Source organism: Telluria sp. RT2P19 (assembly GCF_059685725.1).
Map to the genome: position 1 here is coordinate 181,044 of NZ_JCASIL010000009.1, position 24,605 is coordinate 205,648.

Genomic DNA, 24,605 nt, shown 5'->3' on the forward strand with positions numbered 1-24,605 from the left:
CGCACAACCCTGGGACTCCGTTCATGCTTACAGCCTTGTTGTTTGCCGCCGCCTTGACTACTACCGTTATCGTAAGCTCGGACGACAGTTACCACGTCCCGCAGATCGAGCGTTCGATACTTGAGGGTAAGTGCCAAGACCGTGAACTCAAGCTCACCGAGCAGCGCGGCAAGATGACTTTGGCGGTCGACGGCGAAACGCGCGACATCAGCGGCAGCACCTTTGCGAAAAGCTACCTCTCAGGCAGCTACCTCGGGCGCTTTACGATAGCGTGCCGCAGAGACAATCAGGGCTTCTCGCTCAATTTCTTCGGCGTAGAGGTTCCAAAAGACGGCGTCCCTAGCCCCGCGGCGGGGGCGATCGGCTACGACTCGACACTGTCCGTCACATCGGACTCAGCTATTACCCGGCAAGAGATCGACCTCTACCAGTTCAATGTGAAGCGAAACGGATATTGGCTTCAATAGTTTTGCTTGCCATGGCATCGTGCTGTTCCGAGAAGTGCCGCCGATTCTTGAAGCCACTGACCTCTTCCGTGGCATGCACTACCCACGTTGCTGTAGCGTCCACAAACTGTTTCCGAAGCACTACGAACGCTAAGGGCGCCTGTCTGGTAGTTAACGCTAAGTAGTCACCCAAAATTCATCGTGAGTTTGCTCCCGAAGCCGCTCATCAAGGACTGAACCTCATCAAGCAGATCTGTGCCGTTCTTGGCAACGAAGCGGCGCCAGTAATGGTTGGCGCGCTTCCACAAAATCTCGATTCAATTGAGTTCAGGGCTATAGGGCGGCAGATAATACAGATACAAGCCATCCTTGGCCCACTGGCTCCGCTTCTTGTTTATATGGTCGCCCTTGTGGATGCTGGCGTTGTCAATCAAGACGATTCGTGGGACCTCGTGCAGCTGCGCCACAACCTGGTCGAAGAACGCGATTACATCATCGTTCGGAAAGTTTACTACGCAGATCGTTAAGGAGAGAGAGTTCGTGTGAGCAGGAACTCGGGGGTTATATACGGTTCTGTCGAATTAACGGAACCGCCACTGGGATCGGGTAGACTTTTACGCCCAAGCCTGTGAACGATGACCAGGCTCCACTTCGAAGGAATGCGTTTCCTGATCGGCGTCATCCTGGTGCGCATCCGTTAATATGCGGCTTACCCGCTGAGCTACCTGCACATTGGAGAAGTGATGGAAGAGCGCGGCGTATGGGTTGACCATTCAATCATCAATCGGTGGGCGATTCCCTTCCTCCTACTCATCGAGAAAATGGCTCGCAAGCACAAACGTCCGATCGGCAGCCGTTGGTGTATGGACTGCGCGACAATCGCAACCTCAGCGTATCGGTACGCGTCGGGGTAACGCGCGATATGCCCGATGTGTACCTGCCCGTGCATGTGCCTGCCACATTCTGATTTCATTGCGCCACCGTCCAAGCGGTGGCGATTCATCATTTGTTCTAGCAGCCTTCGATGGCCTTCTTTACCTGCTCACGTGCTGACACGCATCAGACATTATTATCATTATGTCGGCTGATTCCATCACGGCTCCCGCACTAGTTCGCCCGCCACACCGTCCCGTCCCAGGTACGGTAAAAATTATGGCTTTGGTGGAAAGATTCGTATAAAATCGACGCATAGAGATTTTCCAAGTGTCGTAACTAGTTGATTGATAAGGATTGTCGTGGAAAGTTTCCCGAGAAAAGAGTTGGTGAAGGTGGTTCAATCGGGAATGACCGGTTCGCGTAGCGCGTTCGCGCTCGCAGTTGGCCGGTTTGCTTCAAAGCTTAAACAAACCGACTTGGCGCTAGCCCAAGAGCTTGCGCAGTTCCTCTCTGTTGACAATGTCATGCGCGGCGCCGGGGACTTCGTCCCGACGCCAGTAGATGCCGATTCGCGAATGGAGCTTGTAGAAACCATCTTCCCAGTGGTTTTGCCAAAACGGCCTGTCTTTAGCAACACGGTTGACGGCGTGCTGTCAGGCGTGATGAAAGAATGGCGCAGCCTCGAACTGCTAATGCAGGAAGGCTTGGCGCCGGCAAGGATGTTGCTATTTTGCGGCAAGCCTGGCGTCGGCAAGACGCTTGCTGCGCACTGGTTGGCACAAGAACTCAAGTTGCCTCTGCTGACGTTGAATCTGGCGACGGTCATGAGCAGCTATCTTGGGAAAACTGGCAACAATGTACGCGCTGTGTTCGATCATGCAATCTCTCGACCATGCGTCTTGCTACTCGATGAGTTCGACGCGATCGCAAAGCGGCGCGATGACGACAGCGATGTCGGCGAACTCAAGCGCTTGGTCAACGTGCTCTTGCAGGCCCTCGACGACTGGCCAGCGAACTCGCTGTTAATTGCGGCAACGAATCACGGTGAACTCCTCGACCCTGCAGTGTGGCGCCGGTTCGATCACGTCGTCCAGTTCGAGCCCCCTTCACCGGAGTTGATTGTGGAGTATTTGCAGGATCTGCCGATGGGCGAGAACATCCGCCGGAATCTGGCTGCCCTGCTGCACGGGGAATCGTTCAGCTCGATCGGCCACCTCATCCATTCGTCTCGTAAAACCGCCCTCCTCGAGCAATCGGCGCTCGTACCGATTCTGGTCAAGAATGCCTTGCAGCTCAGGATGAGAAAAGGCGACATGGTTAAACCGCATGAAGGCGAGATGCTTCTGTTGCATCTGGAAGGCCTATCGCGACGGGAAATCGCATCTCGGCTGGGGAAAACCCATCCTACAGTGAGCAGTGTCATCAAACGTTACCTCGGGGAGTAATCAGGAATGGCGGCAACGAACATCATTTTGGGATACGGCGAGACGCTCACGCAGCCTTTCACGCTCAAGCGCGGATCGGGACTTAAAAAGTACCCGTATAACATCGCGCAGCAGCGAGAATTCTTGGGCAAGCAACTTGATCTGTTATTGCACACCCATCATGCACAGCCGCCGGCGCTCAAGCCTCGCGGCGAGTCCGTTGCCAGGTTTACGTTACATCCTGCCTTCCTCGCTAAAACACATCATCCCAATAACCTGCTCAAGGCAAGCGGCTTGCGTTGCGTGGGAAGTCGCTCAGCTCGCGTAGTGCCGCGCGACGTCGCAAGCAGCCGCCAACGTGCAGGTGAAGCGACCTTCACCGCAGCTTTGTATGTCGCAGGTACCGAGGTAGCATTCAGTAAGTTGAAGAGAATGCTTTTTTCGGAAGAGATTTCCGAAACGCAGCAGAAGGCACTCTGTCGATTCGAACTCCTGGAGGAGTTCAGCGCTGCGGACAAGAACTTCGCCAGGAATTCGGATCAAGCGCTGGCCTCTCTTGAGGTTGTCCTGCATGCCGCTGTCGAAGATGCCGACATCATCAAAGCGTTCGCATCCTACGTCGCCTCGCTAGGTGGAACAGCTGAAGTATCACGTGCGCTGAGCGTATCTGCCCTGACATTCATTCCAGTGCGCCTGGCGGCCGCTAAAGCGCAGGATCTGGCAGCGTTCCAATTTGTGCGGGCGGTGCGGGTGATGCCGTCATTACGTATCGGCGGCAGGGACATGCGTAGCTCGAGCGTCGTCGCGCCTGCTTTAACTGAGCAGCCGGCGATCGACACCAAGCTGAAGGTTGCAGTGTTCGACGGCGGCATCGGTCACACCGACCTGGGCCGGTGGGTACAAGAGACAATCTTGCCAGGTGCAGAGACGACCTCGGCGGCCTATCTCAATCATGGCAACGGTGTGACCAGCGCTCTGCTGTTCGGACCACTTGACGAAGATAGCGAGCAGTTCCCGCGCCCTTATGCAGACGTGCATCACTACCGCTGCATCAGCCCGTCGTTGCAGCTTTCCGATAATGTGCCCGATGTCGACCTCTACGATGTGCTCAAGAATATCGACCATGTCCTCAAAACTGAGCAATACGACTTTGTGAACTTCAGCATCGGGCCATATATGCCGATGGATGATGACGAGGTCCATCCATGGACGGCGCTAATCGACAGTCATCTCGCCTCTGGCAACACGCTGGCAGCTATCGCGGTCGGTAATGATGGCGAAAAGGAATGGCCGGAGAGCCGGGTGCAGCCTCCTTCCGATATGGTCAATGCCCTGGCGGTGGGCGCCTGCGACGGCACAGGTTTGTCCTGGGAGCGCGCGCCCTATAGCTCACACGGTCCCGGCCGCAGCCCTGGCATGATCAAACCCGATGGCGTAGCCTTCGGTGGTTCGGAAGAGGAACCCTTCGTCGTCTACAACGCTCTCAGTGGTCACTACGCTCACACGACAGGCACCAGTTTTAGCTCTCCAGCGACCCTTAGAACAGCGATCGGCGTGAAGGTCTCCCTCAATTCTCCGTTGAGCGTTTTAGCGGTTCGCGCCTTGATGTCGCACCACGCTAGCCGGCCAAAGCACATGCTGATGAGCCACATCGGACACGGCCGGTTTCCTCAAAGTGTCGATGAAGTCTTGACGTGCGAGGACAACGAAGTGCGAGTAATCTATCAGGGCACCCTGCAGGCCGGACAGAATCTGCGCGCGCTCATCCCGTTCCCCTCCCTGCCATTGAATGGGAAAGTCACTCTTCGCGCGACGCTGTGCTTTGCCAGTCATACCGATCCTGAACACGCTGTGAATTACACGCGTGCCGGGCTGACGGTGCTGTTGCGTCCGAAGAAGACGTCGAAGAAAACGATGCCATTTTTCTCGTCATCGAAGATGTACACGACCGAGCTCGAAGCGCGCACTGACGAGCAAAAGTGGGAGACGACGCTCAAACATGAACATCGGTTCAACGTCGACACGCTAGACGATCCGCTTTTCGACATCACGTACGGCGCGCGTGAGGACGGACAAAGCGTCGACAACGCCGCCCTCCCCGCTTTGCCATATGCGATGGTTGTAACAGTCGCCGCTGAAGACACGCCTGGCGTCTACAATAATATTCGGCAGCGCTACCAGACGCTGCAACCAGTCGAGATTCGCCAAGAGGTGCGCATTCAGAGCGGCACCGGGAAATCTCAACCGAGTTAAATTCCCGTAAAACAGTACGTTTCAATGTCTGAACAGATAGCCGCCGTCCTCGAAGAAATTTCCGTTCCGCCTATGGAGGTGATGACGGTATCACGCGACCTGGATGGGTCCGTTGGGTCTAATCGCGAGTGGCATGTGCCGAGGCAGATCAGCGCGAACACCGATGTCGCGGCGGTGCTGGCTTGGCTCGCGAACTTTGTCCATAAAAAGGCCACGTTCGACGCCTATCGAAAAGAGGCTGAGCGGCTGCTTCTCTGGTGTGTGCTTCAGCGTGCCAAGCCGCTGTCTTCCCTGACGCACGAAGATTGGTTGGCCTATCAGGCATTCTTGGGCAACCCCTTGCCCCGAGACCGATGGGTGAGTGAACAGAGTCGCAGACATCCTCGCAATGATCCGCGTTGGCGCCCGTTCGCAGGGGCATTGTCAGCGTCAAGTCAAAGGCAGGCGGGTATCATATTGACGTCGATGTTCGCCTGGCTTGTCAGTGCAGGCTACCTGGCAGGCAATCCGCTCTCGCTTTCCCGCCAAAGAGGTCGCGCACGGGCGCCTCGTATTGAACGCTATTTTGACGATGAACTCTGGCTAGAAGTAAAGGCCACGATTGACGCCATGCCGCGCGAAACGCCGAGGGAGCGTGAGCGATATCTGCGACTGCGGTGGTTGTTCACATTGCTCTATGTGTGCGGTCTACGCATCTCGGAGATTGCCGAGAACAATATGGGCAGTTTCTTCTGCAGGCGCGACCGCGATGGCAGCGAACGGTGGTGGCTCGAGATCCTCGGCAAAGGAAGTAAGGTACGCCTAGTGCCGGCGACCAATGAATTGATGAACGAACTCGGCCGATATAGGCGTGAACTAAGCTTCCCTGCGCTGCCTGTACCTGGAGAGTCGACGCCGCTGCTACTGCCCATCGGCGGGAAGCCTAAGGCGATGAGTCGCGGCGGGATCCACGATATCATCAAGGCTGTTTTCGCGATGACGGCCGAGCGAATCGAGCTCAAGGGACCACAATTCGTGCATGTTGCTCATCGAGTCAGTCAGGCATCGGCGCACTGGTTGCGGCATACCGCGGGGTCACACATGGCGAACAACTCCGTAGACTTGCGGCATGTCAGAGACAATCTGGGTCACGCTTCGATCAGCACCACTAGTGGTTATCTGCACGCACCGGACGACACGCGGCACAACGATACTGAAGACAAGCATCGAGCGAATTGGTAGCGTCGGCAGAAAAGACACAGCGATTCTTAGCTTTGGCAGCATTAGCCGACGTTCTTAACCAGGACAATGACCCCCTCATGCTCAAGGCGTCCGTTCGCCTCGGCAGCGGGACGCGCTGTACACTCGCGTTGGCCCTGGAACTCGCCCATGCCTACGCTAGTAATTGGCCGGGTACAGTTCGCGCTCGACCAACTCGATCATTATATGGATGATCTTGATGTGTAGCTCTTGAGTACGGTCAGCAAAATTACCGCCCGGGCAGCTGATGCAGACGTCTGAGAAGTCCTCCAATGGCGAGCCAGCAGTCCCTGTCAAAGCGATCACGACCATACCAAGCTTTTGCGCCATCTGGGCCGCGACCAGAATCGAAGGGCTTTTCCCGCTCGTACTGATCGCGAGCAGTACATCGCCCGGACGACCATGGGACTCGATGTAACGGGCGAACACCTGATCGTATCCATAGTCGTTTGCAACGCAGGTGATATGAGTTGGGTCGCTAATTGCGGTTGCGGCGATCCCGGGCCGATCACGACGGAAGCGTCCTGTCAGTTCTTCCGCGAAATGCATGGCGTCGCACATTGAACCGCCATTCCCGCAAGAAAAAGCCCTTCCTCCCTTGCCGAACGATGTCACCAGTACCTGTGCGGCGTCAGCCACGGTTTGCAGCTTGGTTGCGTCGTTCACGAACAAGTCCAGAGCGTGCCGCGCTTCGGTCAGCCCATTCTTGATATGTTCAATCATATGCTCTTCTCTATAAAATCAGTGACTTGCCGATGGCTCGAAGCCATGGACCTCGGTGGCCTGCTCGCAAGGCGTGCGCTCGACTTGCACTGTCGAATGGTAGATGTGAAATTCATCTGCGATTTCATGACGGACCGAGATCAGTAACGCTTCGAGATCCACATGCCCCGGATCGCAAACGATGTGCACGCTCAAGCTCACCTTGCCGCTTGTGATGGCCCACACGTGCAGGTCGTGGACGCTTGCAACGCCTGGCACTGCAAGAATCTTGGTTTTCACATCAGCTAAATCGATGCCTTCAGGTACACCTTCGAGCAAGACGTTCAAACTTGCTTTGAGCAGAATCCAAGTGCGCGGCAACACCCACAGTCCGATGGCCACAGCGATCAACGAATCGACCCAGGTGGCGCCGGTCCAGCGAATCACAAGCGCACCGACGATCACGCCAATCGATCCGAGCATGTCGCTCCATACTTCCAGATAAGCGCCTTTCACGTTCAGGCTAGCATCCTTACCGGCAGAAAGGAGCCGCATACTGATCAAGTTGATCACCAGGCCGAGCACCGCCACGATGAGCATGGCGCCAGAGGCTATCTCGGGCGGATCCTGCAGCCGCTTCCAGGCCTCAACAAGAATGTAAATGGCCACCATGAACAACAGAATCGCGTTGAGGGCTGCTGCCAGGATCTCGAAACGACAGTACCCAAAGCTACGCTTTGCGTCGGCCTGACGTCGCCCGATGTGAATTGCGGCCAGCGATATCGCGAGTGCGGCGGCATCTGTGAACATATGCGCCGCATCGGAAATCAAGGCGAGGCTATTCGTCATGATCCCGGCAATGAGCTCAGCGACCAGAAACGACGATGTCAGCCCTAGTGCTATCCACAGAGGACGAGCGTTCTGTGTAGGTGAAATGGCGTGCGAATGTGAATGCCCTGAACCCATGATATCTCCTCAATATCTTACATTTTTAAGTTGGCACTGGACCGACCGCCGGTCTTTGCATCGCATCGCGCAGCGGCGCGCAATTATTTGCGTACAGGCCAATCCTTACCTCAGTAGAAAAGCCGCCTGATGTGAACCACTTGCGGCGCAAGCACGGCCAAGAGCAGGATCAGCACCAGTGCAATGCCAGTTACGGCATCTACGTTGTCGAACCCTGCTGCAATCAAACCTACCGCCACCAGTGGGGCGATAAAGGGTAACAAAGCGACCGCTGCCTTGATCACGAACATCGCACCGTGCTGTTCGCACAATAAACAACTGTATAGCGCACGCAATGCGCCGGCCGTGAACGCGCACATTGCAAGCGGCATCAAATCGCTTGGCAAGAGGTTAGAGGCATGGTTAAGAGCATGTATGGCCCCTCCTGCGATAAACGGACTTGGAATTAGCAGAACGACGACAACGGCGAATCGCATATTTTCGTCCCGACCTGCCTCCTCTTCTTTGCCAACTGCGCGCTCGCATTTATTGCTATAAAGCATGATGACGGCAATTTGGTACAGGGCACTCGCAGCGAGCGAAAAGCTCTCCCAAAATATGGCGCCGTAAGCGGTCCACGCCAGTGACAGGACATTCGTTCCCAGCACAAGATGCGGCAAAACCACTTCAATCCCACTTGGTGTCAAACGCATAATCGACCTCTCCCTGATGGGCCGCACGAAGTGCATGGGCGAGCCAAACATGAGTGCCGGCACATACCGCTGACTCGCCCCTCAAGAGGCGGTGTGCTGTTCACACCGCCGGATACACAGCTTCACGCGGGTTTTAGACGGGGGTGACCACGCGCGTCTCACGCAGGGGGCCATCTGGATCCTTACGATGCGCCAGTCGATATAGAAGAGGCAGTACCAACAACGTTAGCGCCGTGGACGACAGGATGCCGCCGATAACCACCGTCGCCAGCGGGCGTTGTACCTCGGCGCCGGTGCCAGTGGCAATCGCCATTGGCACAAATCCCAAGGACGCAACTAGCGCCGTCATAAGGACCGGCCGCAGACGCGTTAGCGCTCCATGGGTGATCGCTTCGTCGAGCGACATGCCGTCTTCTCGCAGCGAGCGGATGAACGAAATCATTACCAGCCCGTTCAGCACGGCCACCCCAGACAAGGCGATGAAGCCGACCGCAGCGGTAATCGACAGCGGAATGCCTCGTAAAGCCAAGGCCGCGATCCCGCCGGTCAAGGCAAACGGGATGCCGGTGAACACCAACAGCCCGTCTTTGACGTTTCGGAACATCATAAATAGCAACATGAACACCAGGAACAACGCCAGCGGCACAACGATCTGCAAGCGCTGGGTAGCCGACTGAAGCTGTTCGAATGTCCCGCCCCAAGTGGTCCAATAGCCTGCAGGGATCTTCACGCCCTTGGCCAGAGCCTCCTCCGCTTCCGGCACGAAGCTGCCGATATCGCGGCCGCGTACATTGGCACTGACCACGATACGGCGTTTGCCGTCTTCGCGGCTGATCTGGTTCGGACCCGGTGCTAGATCGAGCGTTGCCAGTTCACCTAAGGGAATGAAGGCGGGAACGTCTTCATTGCCTCCAGCGCTTGTGCCTGAGGGTGGTGGCACTGCGATCGGCAGGCGACGAAGTGCATCCAAGTCTGCGCGTTGCACCTCTGGTAGCCGTACCACGATGGCGAAGCGGCGATCGCCTTCGAACATGGTGCCGGCCTCGCGTCCACCTGTGGCCGCAGAGATCGTGGCCTGCACATCAGTGATGTTCAGCCCGTAGCGCGCTGCCTTGTCCCGGTCAATATTGACTGTCAGCATCGGCAAACCGGTAGTCTGCTCTACCTTAACTTCAGCTGCGCCCGGCACGCGTTGTAGCACCGCGGCGATCTGAGCACCGGTCGATGCCAGCACTTCCATGTCGTCGCCATACAGCTTGACTGCGACGTCGCTACGCACGCCGGAGATTAGCTCGTTGAAACGCAGTTGAATAGGCTGCGAGAACTCATAGGCATTGCCGGTGTATTTTTCCGCCTCCTCTTGGATGGCTTCCACAAGTTCGGCGTGGCTGCGTTTCGGTTTCGGCCAGTCGGCCTCCGGCTTGAGCATGATGTAGCCGTCCGAGATGTTTTGCGGCATCGGATCGGATGCAATCTCGGCGGTACCGGTGCGGGCAAATATCCGTTCGATCTCGGGGAACTTCGCTTTGAGGCCGACCTCCAGCTTCTTCTGCATATCGACTGATTGGGTGAGGCTGGTCGCGGGAATGCGTAGCGCCTGGATCGCAATGTCGCCCTCATTCAAGTTGGGAATAAATTCGCTCCCGAGTCGTGTCGCCAGCAGTCCAGACAGGACCACGGTGACAATCGATGCCGTCAGCACGATCGGTCCGTTACGCAGGACAGCGCGCAATGCAGGCGCATAGGCATTACGCGCCATTGTCATTAAGCGGTTCTCCTTTTCGGCCACGCGCTTGCCGATGAACAGGGCAACGGCCGCGGGCACGAACGTGATCGACAGAATCATCGCGCCAAGCAAAGCTATGACGACAGCGAACGCCATCGGGTGGAACATTTTGCCCTCGACCCCGCTCAAAGCGAAAATCGGCAGGTACACAACCATAATGATCAACTGCCCGAACAGCAGTGGCCGGCGCGCTTCCTTTGCGGCCGCAAACACTTCACGGAAGCGCTCTTCCAAGGTTAGGTCACGTTTGGTCTGTTCTTGCGCGTGCGCCAGGCGCCGCACGCAGTTCTCCACGATCACGACCGCGCCATCGATGATGATGCCGAAGTCGAGAGCACCCAAGCTCATCAAGTTGGCACTGACCTTGTAGGTCACCATGCCGGTGAAGGTGAATAGCATCGACAGTGGAATGACCATCGCGGTAATAATCGCTGCGCGGATATTGCCCAGGAATAGGAACAAGATCACGATCACCAGGATCGCACCTTCGAGCAAATTCTTACGTACCGTGGAAATCGCCTTGTCGACCAGCACCGTACGGTCATACACGGGGACGGCCTTGACGCCAGCAGGCAAAGTCTTGTTGATCTCGACCATCTTCTCTGCAACGAGCTGCGAGACCTGCCGGCTGTTTTCGCCGATGAGCATGAATACGGTACCGAGCACAACTTCGGCACCGTTGTCGGTCGCGGCGCCCGTGCGCAGTTCGCGGCCGACGGCGACGTCCGCGACATCACGAATCCGAACCGCGACGCCATCGGTATTTTTCAGGATGGTGTTTTGGATGTCTTCGATGGTTCGCACCTGCCCCGGCGCGCGGATGAGAAGCTGTTCGCCCGAGCGCTCGATGTAGCCTGCCCCGGTGTTATCGTTATTGCGCTCAACCGCAGTGACGACGTCGGCCAGGGTCAGACCATAGGAACTGAGCCGGTTCGGATCCGGCGTGATGTGGTATTCCTTAGCGAAGCCACCGATCGAATTGATTTCGGTCACGCCCGGGACCTGACGCAACTGCGGCTTGATGATCCAGTCCTGCACTTCGCGCAAGTCAGTTGGCGTATAGGCTGTCCCGTCAGGCTTCTTTGCGCCTGCTTCTGTTTCGACCGTCCAGAGGTAGATCTCGCCCAAGCCAGTGGAAATTGGCCCCATCATGGGCGTTGCGCCCTCCGGCAGCCCTTCACGGGCTTCCTGCAGTCGCTGGTTGACCAGCTGGCGCGCGAAGTAGATGTCAGTACCATCCTGGAAAACGACTGTGACCTGCGACAGCCCGTAACGCGATAATGAGCGAGTCTGCTGCAGTCCAGGCAGGCCCGCCATCACGGTCTCGACCGGATAGGTAATGCGCTGCTCGACCTCGAGCGGCGAATAGCCTGGTGCCGAGGTGTTGATCTGAACCTGCACGTTAGTAATATCTGGCACAGCGTCGATCGGCAGACGCTGATAGTTGTAGACGCCAATTGCCGCCATGGCCAGGACTAGACCCATGATCAGCCATCGGCTGTCGATGGCGAAACGAATGATGCGTTCGAACATGGAAATCCCCTATTAGTGGTCGTGCTCGGCGCTGCCCTTGCCAAGTTCGGCCTTGAGCACGAAGCTGCCGCGATTAACGTAGCGCGTTCCTGCTGCCAGGCCCTTCAGGATTTCCACCCCTTTGCCGTCACTAATGCCGGCCACGATCGGCTGCGTGCGAAAGCCCCCTTCCGTCACTACAAACACTACTGGCTTGTCTTCCACCGTCTGGATAGCATCGGCCGGAATCGCCACAGCAGCCTGTTTAGTCCCTTGCACCAGTGCGACGTCCACGAACAGGCCAGGGCGCCACGCGCCGCCTGGGTTGTCGATCACGACGCGCGCTGTGGCGGCGCGGGACTGTGCCCCGACTAGTGAGCCGACATAACTTACCTTCCCAACGGCTTTCATATCAGAGCCGGTGGCACTGACAACCGCCGTTGCGCCGCTGCGCACGCTTGCCAAGTCTTTCGGTGTGACTGCGACATCGACCCAGACGCGCGAGAGGTCGGTTAGTACGAAAACATTGGTGTTTTCCTGCACCGCTTCGCCCCGCGTGATGTGCTTTTCAACGACGACAGCGTCGAACGGCGCACGCAACTCGTACCGGTTCAATGCGCCGCCTCCGGAGCCCACTTCAAGAGCTGCCAATTTCGAGCGCGCTGCCTGCAAGGTAAGCTCGGCCTCGCGAAGTGCCTGTTCGGCCTGCTGAAAGTCCTGCTGGGCAGAGATACGGTCCTCCCACAGTTTCTTTTCCCGCTCATAGATGGTTTTGGCCAGGCCGAGCCTTACCTGTGCCGCGCTCGCGGCGCTACGCAGGTCAGCCAGCTCCGGGCTTGAAATGACGGCTAGCACCTGGCCCTTCTTGACCGTTTGCCCCAGCTGCGCCGGCACTGATTCGGCGACGCCGCCCAGGCGCGGCACTACGTGAGCTGTCAGATCGTCGTTGACACGGACTTCGCCAGGCAGTTTGACAATGTTCTCGATCGTGGCCGCACCGGCAACGGCGGTCGTAATTCCGGCCTTTTCTGCCTGCATGACCGGCAGCTTGACCACTCCTTCGTCCTTGTGCTCATCCTCGGCGCGTTCGTCGCCTGCTCCACCGGCTTCTTTTGCGCCCTCCTTCTGACCGCTCTCGGCATGGCCATGGGCATCTTCGCCGGCGCTACCTTCAGCGCTTCCCTTGTTCCAGAACAGGATGGCCAGGGCCAGCACGACACCGACGGCCACGATTGCGGCAATGATTGGCAGATTTTTCTTACGATGATTTTGCAGGGGCGTCATTGCAGGTGTTCCTTGAAGATGGTGGTGCTCTCGGCATTAGTAGCCGGTGCGATTCGTTCGATATCAGTTGCTGCTCGATACCGATCGGACAGAGCGCGCAGATACAAGCTGCGTGCCTGAATTAATGCGCGCTGGGTGTCAAGAACGTCGAGAAACCCGAATTTTCCGAGTTCAAAACCAGTCACGGCAGCGTCATAGGCTTGCTGCGCCGCTGGCAGCATCTCGGACTTGAGGCTGTCGATCTGAAGCTGAGCGACCTCTGCACGCTGGTGAGCGTCCGCGATTTCCTCATACACCCGAAGCTGCTCGGCGCCTAATTCGTCGCGAGCCTGGTCGGCTCGTCTAAGTGCTGAGAGCATGTTCCCCTGGTTGCGATTGAAAAGTGGCAGCGGTACGGAGATACCAAAGACGGCTTCGCTCCCGCTGCGTTCACGATCCCGCTGGCTACCCACGGTCACCGTCACATCTGGTACCCGCGCCGAACGTTCCATGCCGACCAAAGCATCCTGCCGTTTGACTTGCGCTTCGGCCTGACGCAGTTGCGGCGACATGGTTAGCCGCTGCTCGAGCTCGTTCATCGTCGGTACGGCAGCGAACTCGACGGCTGGCATCTGGAGTGGCTGGGCAATCGCTCGCGAGCTGCCCATCAGTATCGCTAACTTGCGTTTGGCTGACTTCAGGTCGGCTGTTGCTTGGGTGAGGTCAAGACGCACGGCCGACTCTGCAACACTCGCACGGGTTTGTTCGACTGGCGATATCTTGCCGGCAGCGACGCGCCGACTCGCGGCATTCGTCGCCCGGCTTGCGACCTCAATGGCCGCCTCGGCCAGACCGACCCGCTCTTGCGCTGTCAAGGCCTCCAAATAGGCCGCCATAACGTCGGCACGCAACATCGCTCGTCGCACGTTCACTGCTTGGACGGCGAGTAGACGCTCTTGTTCGGCGACCGCGATGCGGGCGCTTCGTTTGCCGCCGAGCTCGATGAGCTGGGTAATCTGGGCGGTCTCGACCCTGGACCGACGGTCGGTTCCTTCGGTGGATAGAGCCAGCTCAGGATTGGGTATGACGCCTGCCTGAAGCCTCCCACCCTCGGCAATGCCGATCGCCTGTGATGCGGCTCGTAAGCCTGGGTTGCCTGCGTACGCAGCCTGCAACGCCTGCTGCAGGGTCAGCGGCAGTAGCGACGTATTCCCGGCGAGCGGCGGACTGTTTGGATCGCGCAAAATTTCCGTTTGCGCGTAAAGGGACGTCGACTGTGAAAACAGCAACAGCGCGCCCATGATCAACGATCTGGATTGCATAGATAACTCCGAAGTTAACGAATCGAAAGCTATCCGGCGACAGCGAGCACACCGGCCGAGTGCGTTGGCACACGGTCGGAAGGCTCGGGGATTACCTGGTAAAAGAAGGTATAGCCGCCGGAATTACACGGCGGCGGGCCACTGGGGGCGTTCGGGAGGGACTTGAGTGACTGAAACGTAACTGACGTTTGGACCAACCGGCGCGAAGTGCGCCATCGTCAGGTAGGGGGCGTTTTGAACGGCTGCGGGAGCGAGCACTGCGTGCGCGCACGAAGAACAATGCGAGTGCTGCGCGATCTTCTTCGTCGACGCAGGCTTACCGTCATCGGCGGCCGCCACCTGATCGTGAGCGCCGGTCTTATGCTGATGATGTCCAAGGTGCTGTGCGGCTCGTCCAGTCTCATGCATGCAATAGGCGCTGATCGCACTCCAGGTAAACTGGAATGCGAGCATCATCAGCATGCAAGTGAGAAAACGGCGCATCATGGTCGCGAGTATAGCATCGGTGCGGTTACACGTTGCTGCCATGCAGACGTACGCGAAGCAGACGCATGCCATTAAAGATAACCAGCAGGCTGGCGCCCATGTCCGCGAACACGGCCATCCACAAGGTGGCTGATCCTGCGATAGCGAGCACCAGGAACACGGCCTTGATCAGCAAGGCTGCAACGATGTTCTGCTTGAGGATGGCGGCTGCCTGCCTGCTCAGGCGAATGAACTGCGGGATCTTGCGCAAATCATCATCCATCAGCGCGACGTCGGCTGTTTCGATGGCGGTGTCGGTGCCCGCTGCGCCCATCGCAAACCCGATATCGGCCTTGGCCAGCGCCGGGGCATCGTTGATGCCATCCCCTACCATGCCGACGGTACCGAATTGCGCCACCTCGTCATTGATGGCAGAGAGCTTATCCTCGGGCAGCATGTTCCCGCGGGCGTCATCGATGCCAACCTGCCGTGCGATCGCTTTGGCCGTCACCGCATTGTCGCCGGTGAGCATGACCGTCCGGATTCCCAGCCCATGAAGCTGGGCCACCGCTTCGCGACTGGTTTCACGAATGGTATCGGCCACCCCGATAACCAGCAGTGGCGACGTCTCATCGCAGAGGACAACCGCGGTCTTTCCTTCACCCTCCAGTGTCGCCAGGACACTTTCCGTCGCGGTATTGCAGATGCCGAGCTCCTCGACCAGGCGGTGATTGCCGAGGTAGTACCACTTCCCGTCGATCCGCCCTTTCGTGCCGCGGCCGGTCAAGGCCTCGAACTCGGTCACGGATGCGAGGAGCAGGTCCAGGCCCAAGTTTTGCCAGTGGCGGCTCACCGCGGTCGATACCGGATGGTCGGAACGGTCCGCGAGCGCGGCCGCGAGCTGCAGATGAGTCTGTGCATCGCCTTGCAGGGGCAACACGTCCGTCACTTCGGGTTTACCCTGGGTGATCGTGCCGGTCTTGTCCAGTGCGAGCGAGCGCAGCTTGCCGCCCTGCTCCAGGTAGACGCCGCCTTTGATGAGGATGCCGGCCCGCGCCGCCGCAGCCAGGCCGCTGACGACGGTGACCGGGGTCGAGATCACCAGGGCGCAGGGGCAAGCGATCACCAGCAGGACAAGCGCCTTATAAATCCATGGCATCCATTCGGCGCCCAGCATGAGCGGCGGCACCAGGGCGACGGCGAGCGCAATGGCGAACACGATGGGCGTGTAGATGCTGGAGAAGCGGTCGACGAAACGCTGCGTGGGCGCGCGGCTGCCCTGCGCGTCCTCGACCGCGCGGATGATGCGCGACAGGGTCGAGTTGCTGTGGCCGGCGGTGACACGGTATTCGAAAGAGCCCGTTTCATTGATCGTGCCGGCAAACACCTTGTCGCCGACCGTCTTCGGTACCGGCATGCTCTCGCCCGTGATCGGCGCCTGGTTGACTGACGACTGGCCAGTGGTCACTTCCCCGTCCAGGGCGATCCGCTCGCCGGGTGCGACACGGGCCAGGGCGCCGATCGCGACCGTGGTGGCGTCCTGTTCACTCCAGTTGCCGTCGTCAAGGCGCACGCTTACCCGTTCGGGTGTCAATGCCATCAGGCCCTGGATGGCGTTTCTCGCACGGTCGAGCGAGCGGGCCTCGATTATCTCGGCAAGCGCGAAAAGGACCATGACCATCGCCGCTTCGGGCCATTGCCCGATCAGTACCGCGCCGGTCACGGCGATTGACATCAGGGCATTGATATTCAAATTGCGGTTCTTGACCGCAATCCAGCCTTTCTTGTACACCCCCAAGCCCGTCGTCGCGATCGCAAGCAGCGATAGCAGGATGACTGGCCACCAGTTTTCATCGCCCGTCGTCCATGCGACGACCTCGGCACCGACTGCTGCGGCCAAGCCCAGGGCAAGGACTGAATACTGCCGCTTTCGGGAGACCGATGGGACCGCAGCGGCTCGTCCTTGCCCAGCTGCAACGAGCACCGCCTGCATACCGATGGACGTCAGTGCATCCAGGATCGCCATTGCCGGCCCACTATGCCTGACGACCAAGCGACGCTGGACGAGATTGAAGTCGAGCTGTTCGACCTGCGGCATGCCGGACAGCTTGTTACGGATGAGCGTCTCCTCGGTGGGGCAATCCATGTTCTCGATGCGGAAAACAGTGCCGGCTGCTGACCCGCTTTGCTCCTCGGTCTGTTCAATCACCGGGTCCATGCCGACCGCGCGTACTGCTGCAAGGATCGCCTGTGGATCGCCGAGGCTGTGCTCCACCCGCAAGCGGCGCTGGACAAGATTGAACTCGAGCTTTCCGACGCCTGCAACGCGTCCGAGCGCTTGCCGCAGCAGTCCCTCTTCTGTCGGGCAGTCCATCTGGTCGATGCGAATGAGAAGAGAATGGTCCAAGGCTGCAGATGAGGCACCCGCGGTCTCGATCGGTGCAGATTTTTCGCAACATGATTTCGTCTGGCATTCCGACATGACGACTCCTCGAGAACTGTGTATAGTTCACATTGAACACCCTGTAGCGGGTACGGGGTCAAGCACTAAGTTAACGTACCGGGATTTTTCTTGAAGATTGGCGAATTGGCAGACCGGTCAGGCTGCTTGGTTGAAACCATCCGCTACTATGAGCGCATCGGATTGCTCGCTCCGCCTGAAAGGTCGGCAAACAATTATCGAGCTTATAACGAGCTTCACGCTGAGCGCTTGCTGTTCATTCGGCATTGCCGCGCCTTGGACATGACACTCGATGAGATCCGGACGCTGCTCGATTTTCGCGAGGCGCCCGGAAAAAATTGCGAGAGCGTCAACGCGTTGCTCGACAAGCACATCGGGCACATCGTCGACCGTATAGCAAACCTGTCAGTACTAGAAGCGCAGCTCAGAGACCTCAGGAGCCGTTGCATCGCCACCGACAGCACAAATCCATGTGAAATCCTGCAGGCGCTCGGCGCTGCGGACGTTTGCGACGAGCCAGTAAGGCCTGGGCGCCATTGACTAGCCCTGGACTTTCCGCGCCATCACTGCATTGCTGAACCAGCGAACAGCCGGAACAATGCGCTTGACCTTCAAGTAGCTTGAAGGTGTTTAATATCAGGTTCTCGAACCTGAAGACAAGTATCCCGATATGACGTACCCCATTTGGCGTCGGCTAATCGCCTTCGTAATGTTCTGCTGCTGCGTGATCGGTACGACACACGCTAGTCCCACATCATCGGAAGCAGAAGTCCGCCAGCTCTGGCAGTTGCTCGATTATGTCGCCGTCGATTACGCCGGCGCGGTCCAGAACGGAGCGATTGTCAGCGAACTCGAATACGGCGAAATGCAGGAGTTCTCGACGCGCGCACAGAACCAGGTGACGGCATTGCCTCCGCATCCTTTGCATGCAGAACTGGCAGCTGCCACCACCAAGCTGAAGCAGGCGGTCAAGCGCAAGGAAGCGCCGCAACAGGTTTCCCTGCTTGCGCGAGAGGCAAACCGTTTGCTGCTGCAGGCCTACCCCTTCCCTGTTGCGCCGCGCGCCTTGCCCGATCTGGCCAGCGGTGCGGCGCTGTACCAAGCGCAATGCGCTTCATGCCATGGAGCGGCCGGCGCCGGCGATGGGCCACTCGCGGCCAAGCTCGAACCTAAACCAATCGCATTTACCGATGAGGAAAGAGCCCGCTCCCGCTCTCTCATGGCCCTATATCAGGTCATCAGCCAGGGTGTCGAGGGCACATCGATGCCGGCCTTTGCAGGCTTGTCCGAGCATGACCGCTGGTCTCTGGCGTTCTATGTCGGCAGCCTGGCGTTCAAGGACACGGACGTCGCAGTCGGAGCGTCTGCGTTTGCACAGAACACCTCCGCGGCCGCCACGATTCCCGACATGAACACGCTCGTGACGGCGACCGAAGAAGAACTGGCGAAGGCTGGCTCACCGTCGACCGCGCGGGCGGTCCTGGCCTACGCACGCACCCACCCCGAGGCCGTACAGGAGCAGCAGGAACGCAAGGGCATCGTCCTTGCGCGCAAACTGCTGCAGGACAGCCTGGATGCCTTGAAGAATAAGCAGCGGGCGAAGGCCACCGAGCTTGCTTTATCGGCTTACTTGGACGGCTTCGAGCCGCTCGAGGCGAGGCTCGACGCGACGGACCGCCAGCTCCTGGTGGACGTGGAGCGAACCATGCAGCTATACCGGGGCGCGGTTGCACAAGGCAATGTGTTGCGTGCGACCGAATACGCCTCTCAACTCGACGCGTATTTCGTACGTGTCGAGGAGCTTACCGGCGCGAACAAGACCGACGCGACGACGGTGTTCGTGGGCGCGTTGACTATTCTCCTGCGCGAAGGTGTCGAAGCCCTGTTGATCGTGATTGCGATGGTTGCGTTCCTCCGCAAAGCGGAGCGTCCACAGGCCTTGCACTACGTGCACGCCGGCTGGATCTCGGCGCTGGCGGCAGGCGCCTTGACATGGGTAGTGGCCACCTATGTGGTCAGCATCAGTGGTGCAAGCCGTGAAGTGACCGAAGGCCTCTCGTCGCTCTTCGCCGCCGCGGTGCTGCTGTCGGTCGGGCTATGGATGCACCAGAAAGGCCAGGCCGGACAATGGCAAGCCTACCTGAAGCAGCATTTGACAGCGGCGATGGAAAAACGCTCCGCATGGGCGTTATTTGCCCTGGCATTCATCGCGGTATACCGGGAAGTCTTTGAAACGGTTTTGTTTTACTCGGCGCTCGGCGCCGACGGCAACGGCCCTGCGCTGTTGGCAGGATTCGTTACAGGCCTGGTCCTGCTGTCGATAATTGCTGTCATTTTCCTGCGTACCAGCGCACGCATGCCGATCGGTAAATTCTTCTCGTTCAGCTCCGTGCTGGTGGCCGCCCTGGCAGTTGTCCTGGTCGGAAAAGGAATCGCAGGGCTGCAGGAAGCCGGATGGCTGACGGCCACACCGGTCACGGGACCGCGGATGCCGGTCCTCGGCCTCTACCCGACGATAGAGACTTATGCGGCGCAACTGGCCCTGCTCTTGGCGGCTGGTCTTGGCTTCGGCTTCAATCTGATGAAGGTCCGCAAATAGTTATTGAATGGCTCGCAGCAGGCGTCGCGGCTGATGCCTGCCGGGTAATCATCACCTTATCGCCGAGAGGGAAACAACTTGAACCGCGAAAGCCTGGAACGGAATCAGATTCCAGTCTATGTTGTAAGTGCCGCCTTGGCCGTGCTCGGGGGGATCCTTGCGCCTGATGCTGCGGCCAGGCTTGATCTGTTGGTGACACCTGCCATTGCGGTCCTGATGTATGCGATGTTTCTGCAGATTCCCTTTCTCGAGCTAAGGAAGGGGTTGGGTAATCGAGCGTTCATATCTGCAGTTTTGGTCGCCAATTTTGTGCTGATACCGCTTCTGGTATGGGTCTTGACGCGTGGACTGAGCGATCGTCCTGCGCTGTTAATCGGCGCTCTCCTGGTTCTGCTGACGCCATGTATTGACTACGTCGTCGTATTCACTCATCTCGGGAAAGGCGATTCGCGCCTGACCCTGGCTGCCACGCCAATCCTGCTCCTGCTTCAGCTGCTCCTACTGCCCATCTACCTCAGCGTAATAACTGGCGGCGAATCTGGCGTCGTCATCGCTGTCGCGCCGTTTGTCGACGCATTCCTGCTGCTGATCGTGGCTCCGCTGTTGCTTGCGGTGGCTACTGCCGGACTCGCGAAGCGATCGTCCATCGTCGAGAAATGGAATATCGGATGGGCCTGGCTCCCGGTCCCAGCCATGGCCGCAGTGCTGGTGGTCGTCATCGGTTCGCAGATCGGAGCGATCATCAGGGAGATCGAACAATTGGTGCCGGTCATTCCGGTTTATATTGGCTTCATGGTGCTTGCCCCACTGGTAGGAGCTTTCACGTCGCGCATGTTCAAACTGCCGGTAGCAGCGGCTCGCGCCGTGACCTTCAGCGCGTCGACGCGCAATTCTCTGGTAGTGCTGCCGCTCGCGCTCGCGTTACCCGACGATTTGCGTGGAATTGCGGCGGCGGCTGTGATCACACAAACCCTGGTCGAACTGGGCAGTGAACTGGTCTATGTGCGTGCAATTCCTGCCCTGGTCAAGTGAGCTGTACTGTCAATAGTGGACACGTCCGTTTCAAGCAGCCAGCTGCCATCTGCTGATCTTTTCGGCAAACAATGCTGGCGATAGATAGCCGAGACGCGAATGGCGCCGCTGGTGGTTCCAGAAGATCTTGATGTATTTCGTAATTGCCGGTTCAGCGTCGGCCCTGGTCGCATACCACTGGCGATGGATCAATCCGCCCTTCAGGCGTCGCCAGACGCGCTCCATGCGTGCGTTGTCATGGCAGTTTACTGCAAGTGCTCGGCAACCCTAATCCAAGCTTCTTACCTGGCTCGTGTTTGATATGTGCGCGCTCGCTTTGGTAACTGACGTATTCTGTGTTCATCCAAGCGCGTCCGGTAGAGAAAAGCGCTGGGCGCGTTCTTCCTGCAATCTTTTGGAGATCCGATGTCGGATATTGGCAAGGACAGCGATGACGAATCAGGTCTGGACGGTTCCAACGAGCGTGATCGTGGCATTTTATGGAAGGTCTTGCTAATCAATCTGGGCCAGTGTTTGGCCGGGGTGACTGTCGGAATATGGGCATCTTCAACTGCCGTGGTTGGCGCTGGCCTTGACAACCTGGGTGACGCTGCAGTCTATGGCGTCAGTCTGTACGCGGTCGGTAGATCCAGCACAATCAAGAAGCGTGCGGCGCAATTATCTGGCTGGCTCCTCATTGGTTTCGCCTGCCTATTGTTGGTTGAAGTTGTCCGTCGTTTTCTTGGCGGTGAGGCACCGCTGGGACCAGCCATGATGGCCATGGCTGCAACAAATGCCCTACTGAATATCTATTGCATTCGCCTGCTGAAGCAGCATCGCGGCCAGGACATCAATTTCAAGGCCTCGACTATATTCACGAATAACGATTCGCTTGTGAACGGCGCAATCGTGCTTTCGGGCGCGTTAGTAATGTGGACAAATTCAAACCTTCCTGATCTGCTGCTTGGAACAGTGGTTTCGTTCATTGCTGGGAAGGGAGGTTATGAAATCCTCTCAGAGGCAAAAGGACATCAGTCGTGATACGAGGTATTCCATTCGAACCCTGCACGCGCAACAGAGATACATCCAGTGTGGTATACGACTAAGCTGACGGAAAGCGCCTTATGGCGGCTGGCCGTCGTAACATGATCGAAATCGCGGGCGGAAACGCAGTTGTTGAACCAAGTGCGAAGCAGGCACTGGTATTTTGCTAACCCGAGTTCTCTGTCTGGTCGGAGCATTACTGGCAACGCAAATCAGAGAGGTCTGACGCGGAACTCCGGACATTCTCATCAGGCAGGTATTTCCCTTCCCTCAGGTGATCAGATTTGTACATTACCAATCACAAAACGGCTGGACAGCAACGCCGGTATGCGTGAGAGGCTCATCCGCAAATCCTGCTGAGGTACGCTGTACCTTACGCTGGTGCTGAGAAACACAACGGCAACTTTCATCAGTTCGACGGTGATCCACTCGCCAGGGCAACGGTGACCATCGAGATATTCCCCCCCTCCCTGTGGAATGAAGCTGAAAGGGCTACGCTTCCATTGACGAAAACGTTCGGGCATGAATGTATGGGGCTCGTCCCAAAGCCTCGGATCGTGATTCGTCCCATACAAGTCGAGCAGGACCCTTTCTCCTTTCGGAAAACGATAGCCCTTCGATTCGAACTCCCGCCGCGTGCGCGCAGCTACCACCGGGAAAAACGGATAAAACCTGCGGACTTCTTCAACGAAATAATCGAGGTAGTGCGCTTCGGCAGCCAGCAAACGCTCACCGCATTGCGGGTGCTGATGCAAAGCCATGGCCGCGAACATGATATACCAGGCGACCGCGACCGTTGGCCTTGCAACGTTGATGAGTTCCACCGCCACAGTTCGCTTGTCGAGCAATTACCCAGACAAATCGCGATGCCATGAGATCGCATATAGTGCGCAGTCTTCATCCACCGTTAGCCGGTGATGACGCACATCTTCTACCAGACCCTCGATCCAGCGCTCAGCGCGGTTTCGCGCCCATCTTCCACGCCAGTGTCTTGGACCGATCGCCGCGCCAGCATCGATCATCGCTACGAAGTCATCCGTTCTACTCCTGACTTCGGACTCAACCAGCGGGATTCCTGTCCAGGCACAGACGGCCCGGCACAAGCTTTCACACGCTTGGTCGAATAAAACCACCTGGAAGCGGCGCTCCCAATTTGCCGCGGACCTGTGCCATTGCGCGGCACTGAGCTCCGCCAGTTCCGCAATACGCTCGGCGCTCATCAAGGAGAGAAACATTTCCTTTCGGCACCGATGGGAATTACCGTCCAGTCCTTGCACGCCTCCTCGGCCAAACAGTGTTTCCTGGAGTCTCGATGGAGCAACACCGGTGCGTTTGAACCTCTCATTGTCATAAAATAGTCTGGCCAATTCTTCGCCGCGCATACAAACCGTCGATTGAAGCATCAGTCGTGGGCGAAACAGGTCGGTCCCCAGGCGCGTACAACGTTTAGTAATGAAAAGATAGCCGTCCCGGGCGAACGAAAGAGTACTGTCTGGAACACCATCTCGCGGTATCTCATGCATGAGCGTCTCCGTCAAATTGAGCCGTCTTCATACTGCCCGAGCACGTAGTTAAGCGGCGCTTGTTTCAGCACTGCTCATATCAATAGCGTCGCACGTGGGGTACGTGCCCCTGGCTTGTATTCGCCCGGTAGATTGCATATCAGGCTTCACACTAGCTCGAAACCGCGGGCGGCTTCGAACTAGTGATAGCGCCCTACCAGAACGCCAAATGGCGAAGCTTAGTTGGCGTACATTGGACTTTCCTCAACATAGATTGTTACGTTCGTTGCGTTTGGAAGGATGTTCGCCAAGGAGATCGGCGACAGGCCGAGCGTATCGAAGGTCCAGGTAAGGTTTCTTGGACCGTCTACAATACGGACAGTCTCGAGTCGCTTGACGTGAATCGATCTGGTCTTGCCTTCCACTATTGTGATAACGCGGTCAGGCGCTGCATTGGAGGAGTAGCCGAACGGTGCTGCTCTACCAGTCTTCGCTTCTGCGGCGCTCTCTGAGGGCATGCCCCCCTCATTGGCCCGCGAGTCGAGTGGAATGAACATGCACGCGAGAAGTACCGCGGATAAGAAGTTGATGTGAGTTTTCATTGAATTTTCCTGTTGAATGTTTGATTTTTCAAGCGCACTGACTCTCGACGTGGCCGATTGTGGGCCGCCATGGTCGGGAGTAAGTCAGTTGCGGCTGCATTATTTGTAGAGACGGATGGGGTCGTGCAGTGCTTGTGCACGATTACCCATCAAGCGCAGGCGGTAGTTGCCGGCTTCGATGATCAGTGCCATTTCGGCCGAATCGGGCCGTCCAGTATTGGAGACTGGTAATTTAGCTGATTGAGTCTGCCGGGATAGGAGCGCGACAGCCCTGACCATTCGATCACGGAAGAATCGCTGCCGAGGGGCTGCAAGTCGCATGCGGACCTGTCAGAAATTCTGTGTGCGGGGCCAGAATTCGTAGTTAGATAATTGCGTTCGTGAAGCGCTCGCCGAACATGATGGCGAACTGGTTGGCAGCCTGCTTCCAGGTACGCTGC

Annotated in this window: 19 protein-coding genes and 2 pseudogenes; 9 read left to right on the forward strand and 12 right to left on the reverse strand. The window is 57.8% G+C overall.

Annotated features, from left to right (window positions below; translation table 11 throughout):
- Window positions 1–23 precede the first annotated feature (23 nt).
- Window positions 24–467, forward strand: coding sequence for a hypothetical protein (locus tag AC56KW_RS13490; protein ID WP_184236228.1), 444 nt, complete (start codon window positions 24–26; stop codon window positions 465–467).
- 296 nt (window positions 468–763) lie between these two features.
- Here AC56KW_RS13490 and AC56KW_RS13495 read toward each other — a convergent pair whose 3' ends face one another.
- A complete protein-coding gene (locus AC56KW_RS13495) occupies window positions 764–913 on the reverse strand; it encodes a transposase (RefSeq protein ID WP_370659805.1) in 150 nt (49 codons plus the stop codon).
- A gap of 168 nt (window positions 914–1,081) precedes the next feature.
- Between AC56KW_RS13495 and AC56KW_RS13500 the strand changes: the two are divergent.
- The 4 genes and pseudogenes from AC56KW_RS13500 to AC56KW_RS13515 all read left to right on the forward strand — a co-directional run.
- Window positions 1,082–1,315, forward strand: a pseudogene (locus AC56KW_RS13500) (IS6 family transposase); the annotation flags it as partial.
- A 366-nt stretch (window positions 1,316–1,681) separates the two neighbouring features.
- Entirely contained in the window at window positions 1,682–2,767 is a 1,086-nt protein-coding gene (locus tag AC56KW_RS13505; protein ID WP_005670918.1) for an AAA family ATPase, read from the forward strand.
- Window positions 2,768–2,773: 6 nt separating this feature from the next.
- Window positions 2,774–4,999, forward strand: a complete 2,226-nt coding sequence (locus AC56KW_RS13510; protein WP_184236230.1) for a S8 family peptidase — start codon at window positions 2,774–2,776, stop codon at window positions 4,997–4,999.
- 24 nt (window positions 5,000–5,023) lie between these two features.
- Window positions 5,024–6,220, forward strand: coding sequence for a tyrosine-type recombinase/integrase (locus AC56KW_RS13515; protein WP_109343478.1), 1,197 nt, complete (start codon window positions 5,024–5,026; stop codon window positions 6,218–6,220).
- Window positions 6,221–6,376: 156 nt separating this feature from the next.
- Here the strand turns inward: AC56KW_RS13515 and AC56KW_RS13520 are convergent, their stop codons facing one another.
- The 7 genes from AC56KW_RS13520 to AC56KW_RS13550 all read right to left on the reverse strand — a co-directional run bounded on the left by AC56KW_RS13520 (window position 6,377) and on the right by AC56KW_RS13550 (window position 17,428).
- Window positions 6,377–6,961, reverse strand: a complete 585-nt coding sequence (locus AC56KW_RS13520; protein ID WP_109343479.1) for an SIS domain-containing protein — start codon at window positions 6,959–6,961, stop codon at window positions 6,377–6,379.
- An 18-nt stretch (window positions 6,962–6,979) separates the two neighbouring features.
- Entirely contained in the window at window positions 6,980–7,906 is a 927-nt protein-coding gene (locus AC56KW_RS13525; RefSeq protein ID WP_497171212.1) for a cation diffusion facilitator family transporter, read from the reverse strand.
- A 110-nt stretch (window positions 7,907–8,016) separates the two neighbouring features.
- Complete coding sequence (locus AC56KW_RS13530; protein WP_157225733.1) at window positions 8,017–8,598, reverse strand: hypothetical protein; 582 nt, start codon at window positions 8,596–8,598, stop codon at window positions 8,017–8,019.
- Window positions 8,599–8,731: 133 nt separating this feature from the next.
- A complete protein-coding gene (locus AC56KW_RS13535) occupies window positions 8,732–11,917 on the reverse strand; it encodes a CusA/CzcA family heavy metal efflux RND transporter (protein WP_005670927.1) in 3,186 nt (1,061 codons plus the stop codon).
- 12 nt (window positions 11,918–11,929) lie between these two features.
- Window positions 11,930–13,180, reverse strand: a complete 1,251-nt coding sequence (locus AC56KW_RS13540; RefSeq protein ID WP_005670929.1) for an efflux RND transporter periplasmic adaptor subunit — start codon at window positions 13,178–13,180, stop codon at window positions 11,930–11,932.
- Window positions 13,177–14,481: a TolC family protein gene (locus AC56KW_RS13545; RefSeq protein ID WP_005670931.1), complete on the reverse strand. Its 1,305-nt coding sequence runs from the start codon at window positions 14,479–14,481 to the stop codon at window positions 13,177–13,179. The genes AC56KW_RS13540 and AC56KW_RS13545 overlap by 4 nt, the downstream gene beginning before the upstream one ends.
- Before the next feature lie 511 nt (window positions 14,482–14,992).
- On the reverse strand, window positions 14,993–17,428 hold the full coding sequence (locus tag AC56KW_RS13550; RefSeq protein WP_109343483.1) for a heavy metal translocating P-type ATPase: 2,436 nt from the start codon (window positions 17,426–17,428) through the stop codon (window positions 14,993–14,995).
- A 90-nt stretch (window positions 17,429–17,518) separates the two neighbouring features.
- Between AC56KW_RS13550 and cadR the strand changes: the two genes are divergently transcribed.
- The 3 genes from cadR to AC56KW_RS13565 all read left to right on the forward strand — a co-directional run bounded on the left by cadR (window position 17,519) and on the right by AC56KW_RS13565 (window position 21,038).
- Window positions 17,519–17,947 carry a Cd(II)/Pb(II)-responsive transcriptional regulator gene (gene cadR, locus AC56KW_RS13555; RefSeq protein ID WP_219864043.1) on the forward strand — a complete coding sequence of 143 codons (429 nt, stop codon included), beginning with the start codon at window positions 17,519–17,521 and terminating at the stop codon, window positions 17,945–17,947.
- Between the two features lie 130 nt (window positions 17,948–18,077).
- Window positions 18,078–20,006 (forward strand): cytochrome c/FTR1 family iron permease, encoded by a 1,929-nt coding sequence (locus AC56KW_RS13560; RefSeq protein WP_184236239.1) that lies wholly within the window; start codon window positions 18,078–18,080, stop codon window positions 20,004–20,006.
- Between the two features lie 78 nt (window positions 20,007–20,084).
- Window positions 20,085–21,038: an arsenic resistance protein gene (locus AC56KW_RS13565; protein ID WP_184236242.1), complete on the forward strand. Its 954-nt coding sequence runs from the start codon at window positions 20,085–20,087 to the stop codon at window positions 21,036–21,038.
- A gap of 30 nt (window positions 21,039–21,068) precedes the next feature.
- On the opposite strand, the pseudogene AC56KW_RS13570 reads toward AC56KW_RS13565, so the two are convergent.
- Window positions 21,069–21,269: pseudogene (locus AC56KW_RS13570) on the reverse strand (IS3 family transposase); the annotation flags it as partial.
- Window positions 21,270–21,443: 174 nt separating this feature from the next.
- Here AC56KW_RS13570 and AC56KW_RS13575 point away from each other — a divergent pair.
- On the forward strand, window positions 21,444–22,058 hold the full coding sequence (locus AC56KW_RS13575) for a cation efflux transmembrane domain-containing protein (protein WP_184236247.1): 615 nt from the start codon (window positions 21,444–21,446) through the stop codon (window positions 22,056–22,058).
- A gap of 281 nt (window positions 22,059–22,339) precedes the next feature.
- On the opposite strand, the gene AC56KW_RS13580 is transcribed toward AC56KW_RS13575, so the two are convergent.
- The 3 genes from AC56KW_RS13580 to AC56KW_RS13590 all read right to left on the reverse strand — a co-directional run bounded on the left by AC56KW_RS13580 (window position 22,340) and on the right by AC56KW_RS13590 (window position 24,165).
- On the reverse strand, window positions 22,340–22,885 hold the full coding sequence (locus AC56KW_RS13580) for a cytochrome P450 (RefSeq protein WP_229446441.1): 546 nt from the start codon (window positions 22,883–22,885) through the stop codon (window positions 22,340–22,342).
- A gap of 24 nt (window positions 22,886–22,909) precedes the next feature.
- The gene (locus AC56KW_RS13585) at window positions 22,910–23,584 is read right to left on the reverse strand and encodes a cytochrome P450 family protein (protein ID WP_208281663.1); all 675 of its coding nucleotides are present in this window, start codon (window positions 23,582–23,584) and stop codon (window positions 22,910–22,912) included.
- A gap of 218 nt (window positions 23,585–23,802) precedes the next feature.
- Complete coding sequence (locus AC56KW_RS13590) at window positions 23,803–24,165, reverse strand: CzcE family metal-binding protein (RefSeq protein WP_109343484.1); 363 nt, start codon at window positions 24,163–24,165, stop codon at window positions 23,803–23,805.
- Between the last annotated feature and the right edge of the window lie 440 nt (window positions 24,166–24,605).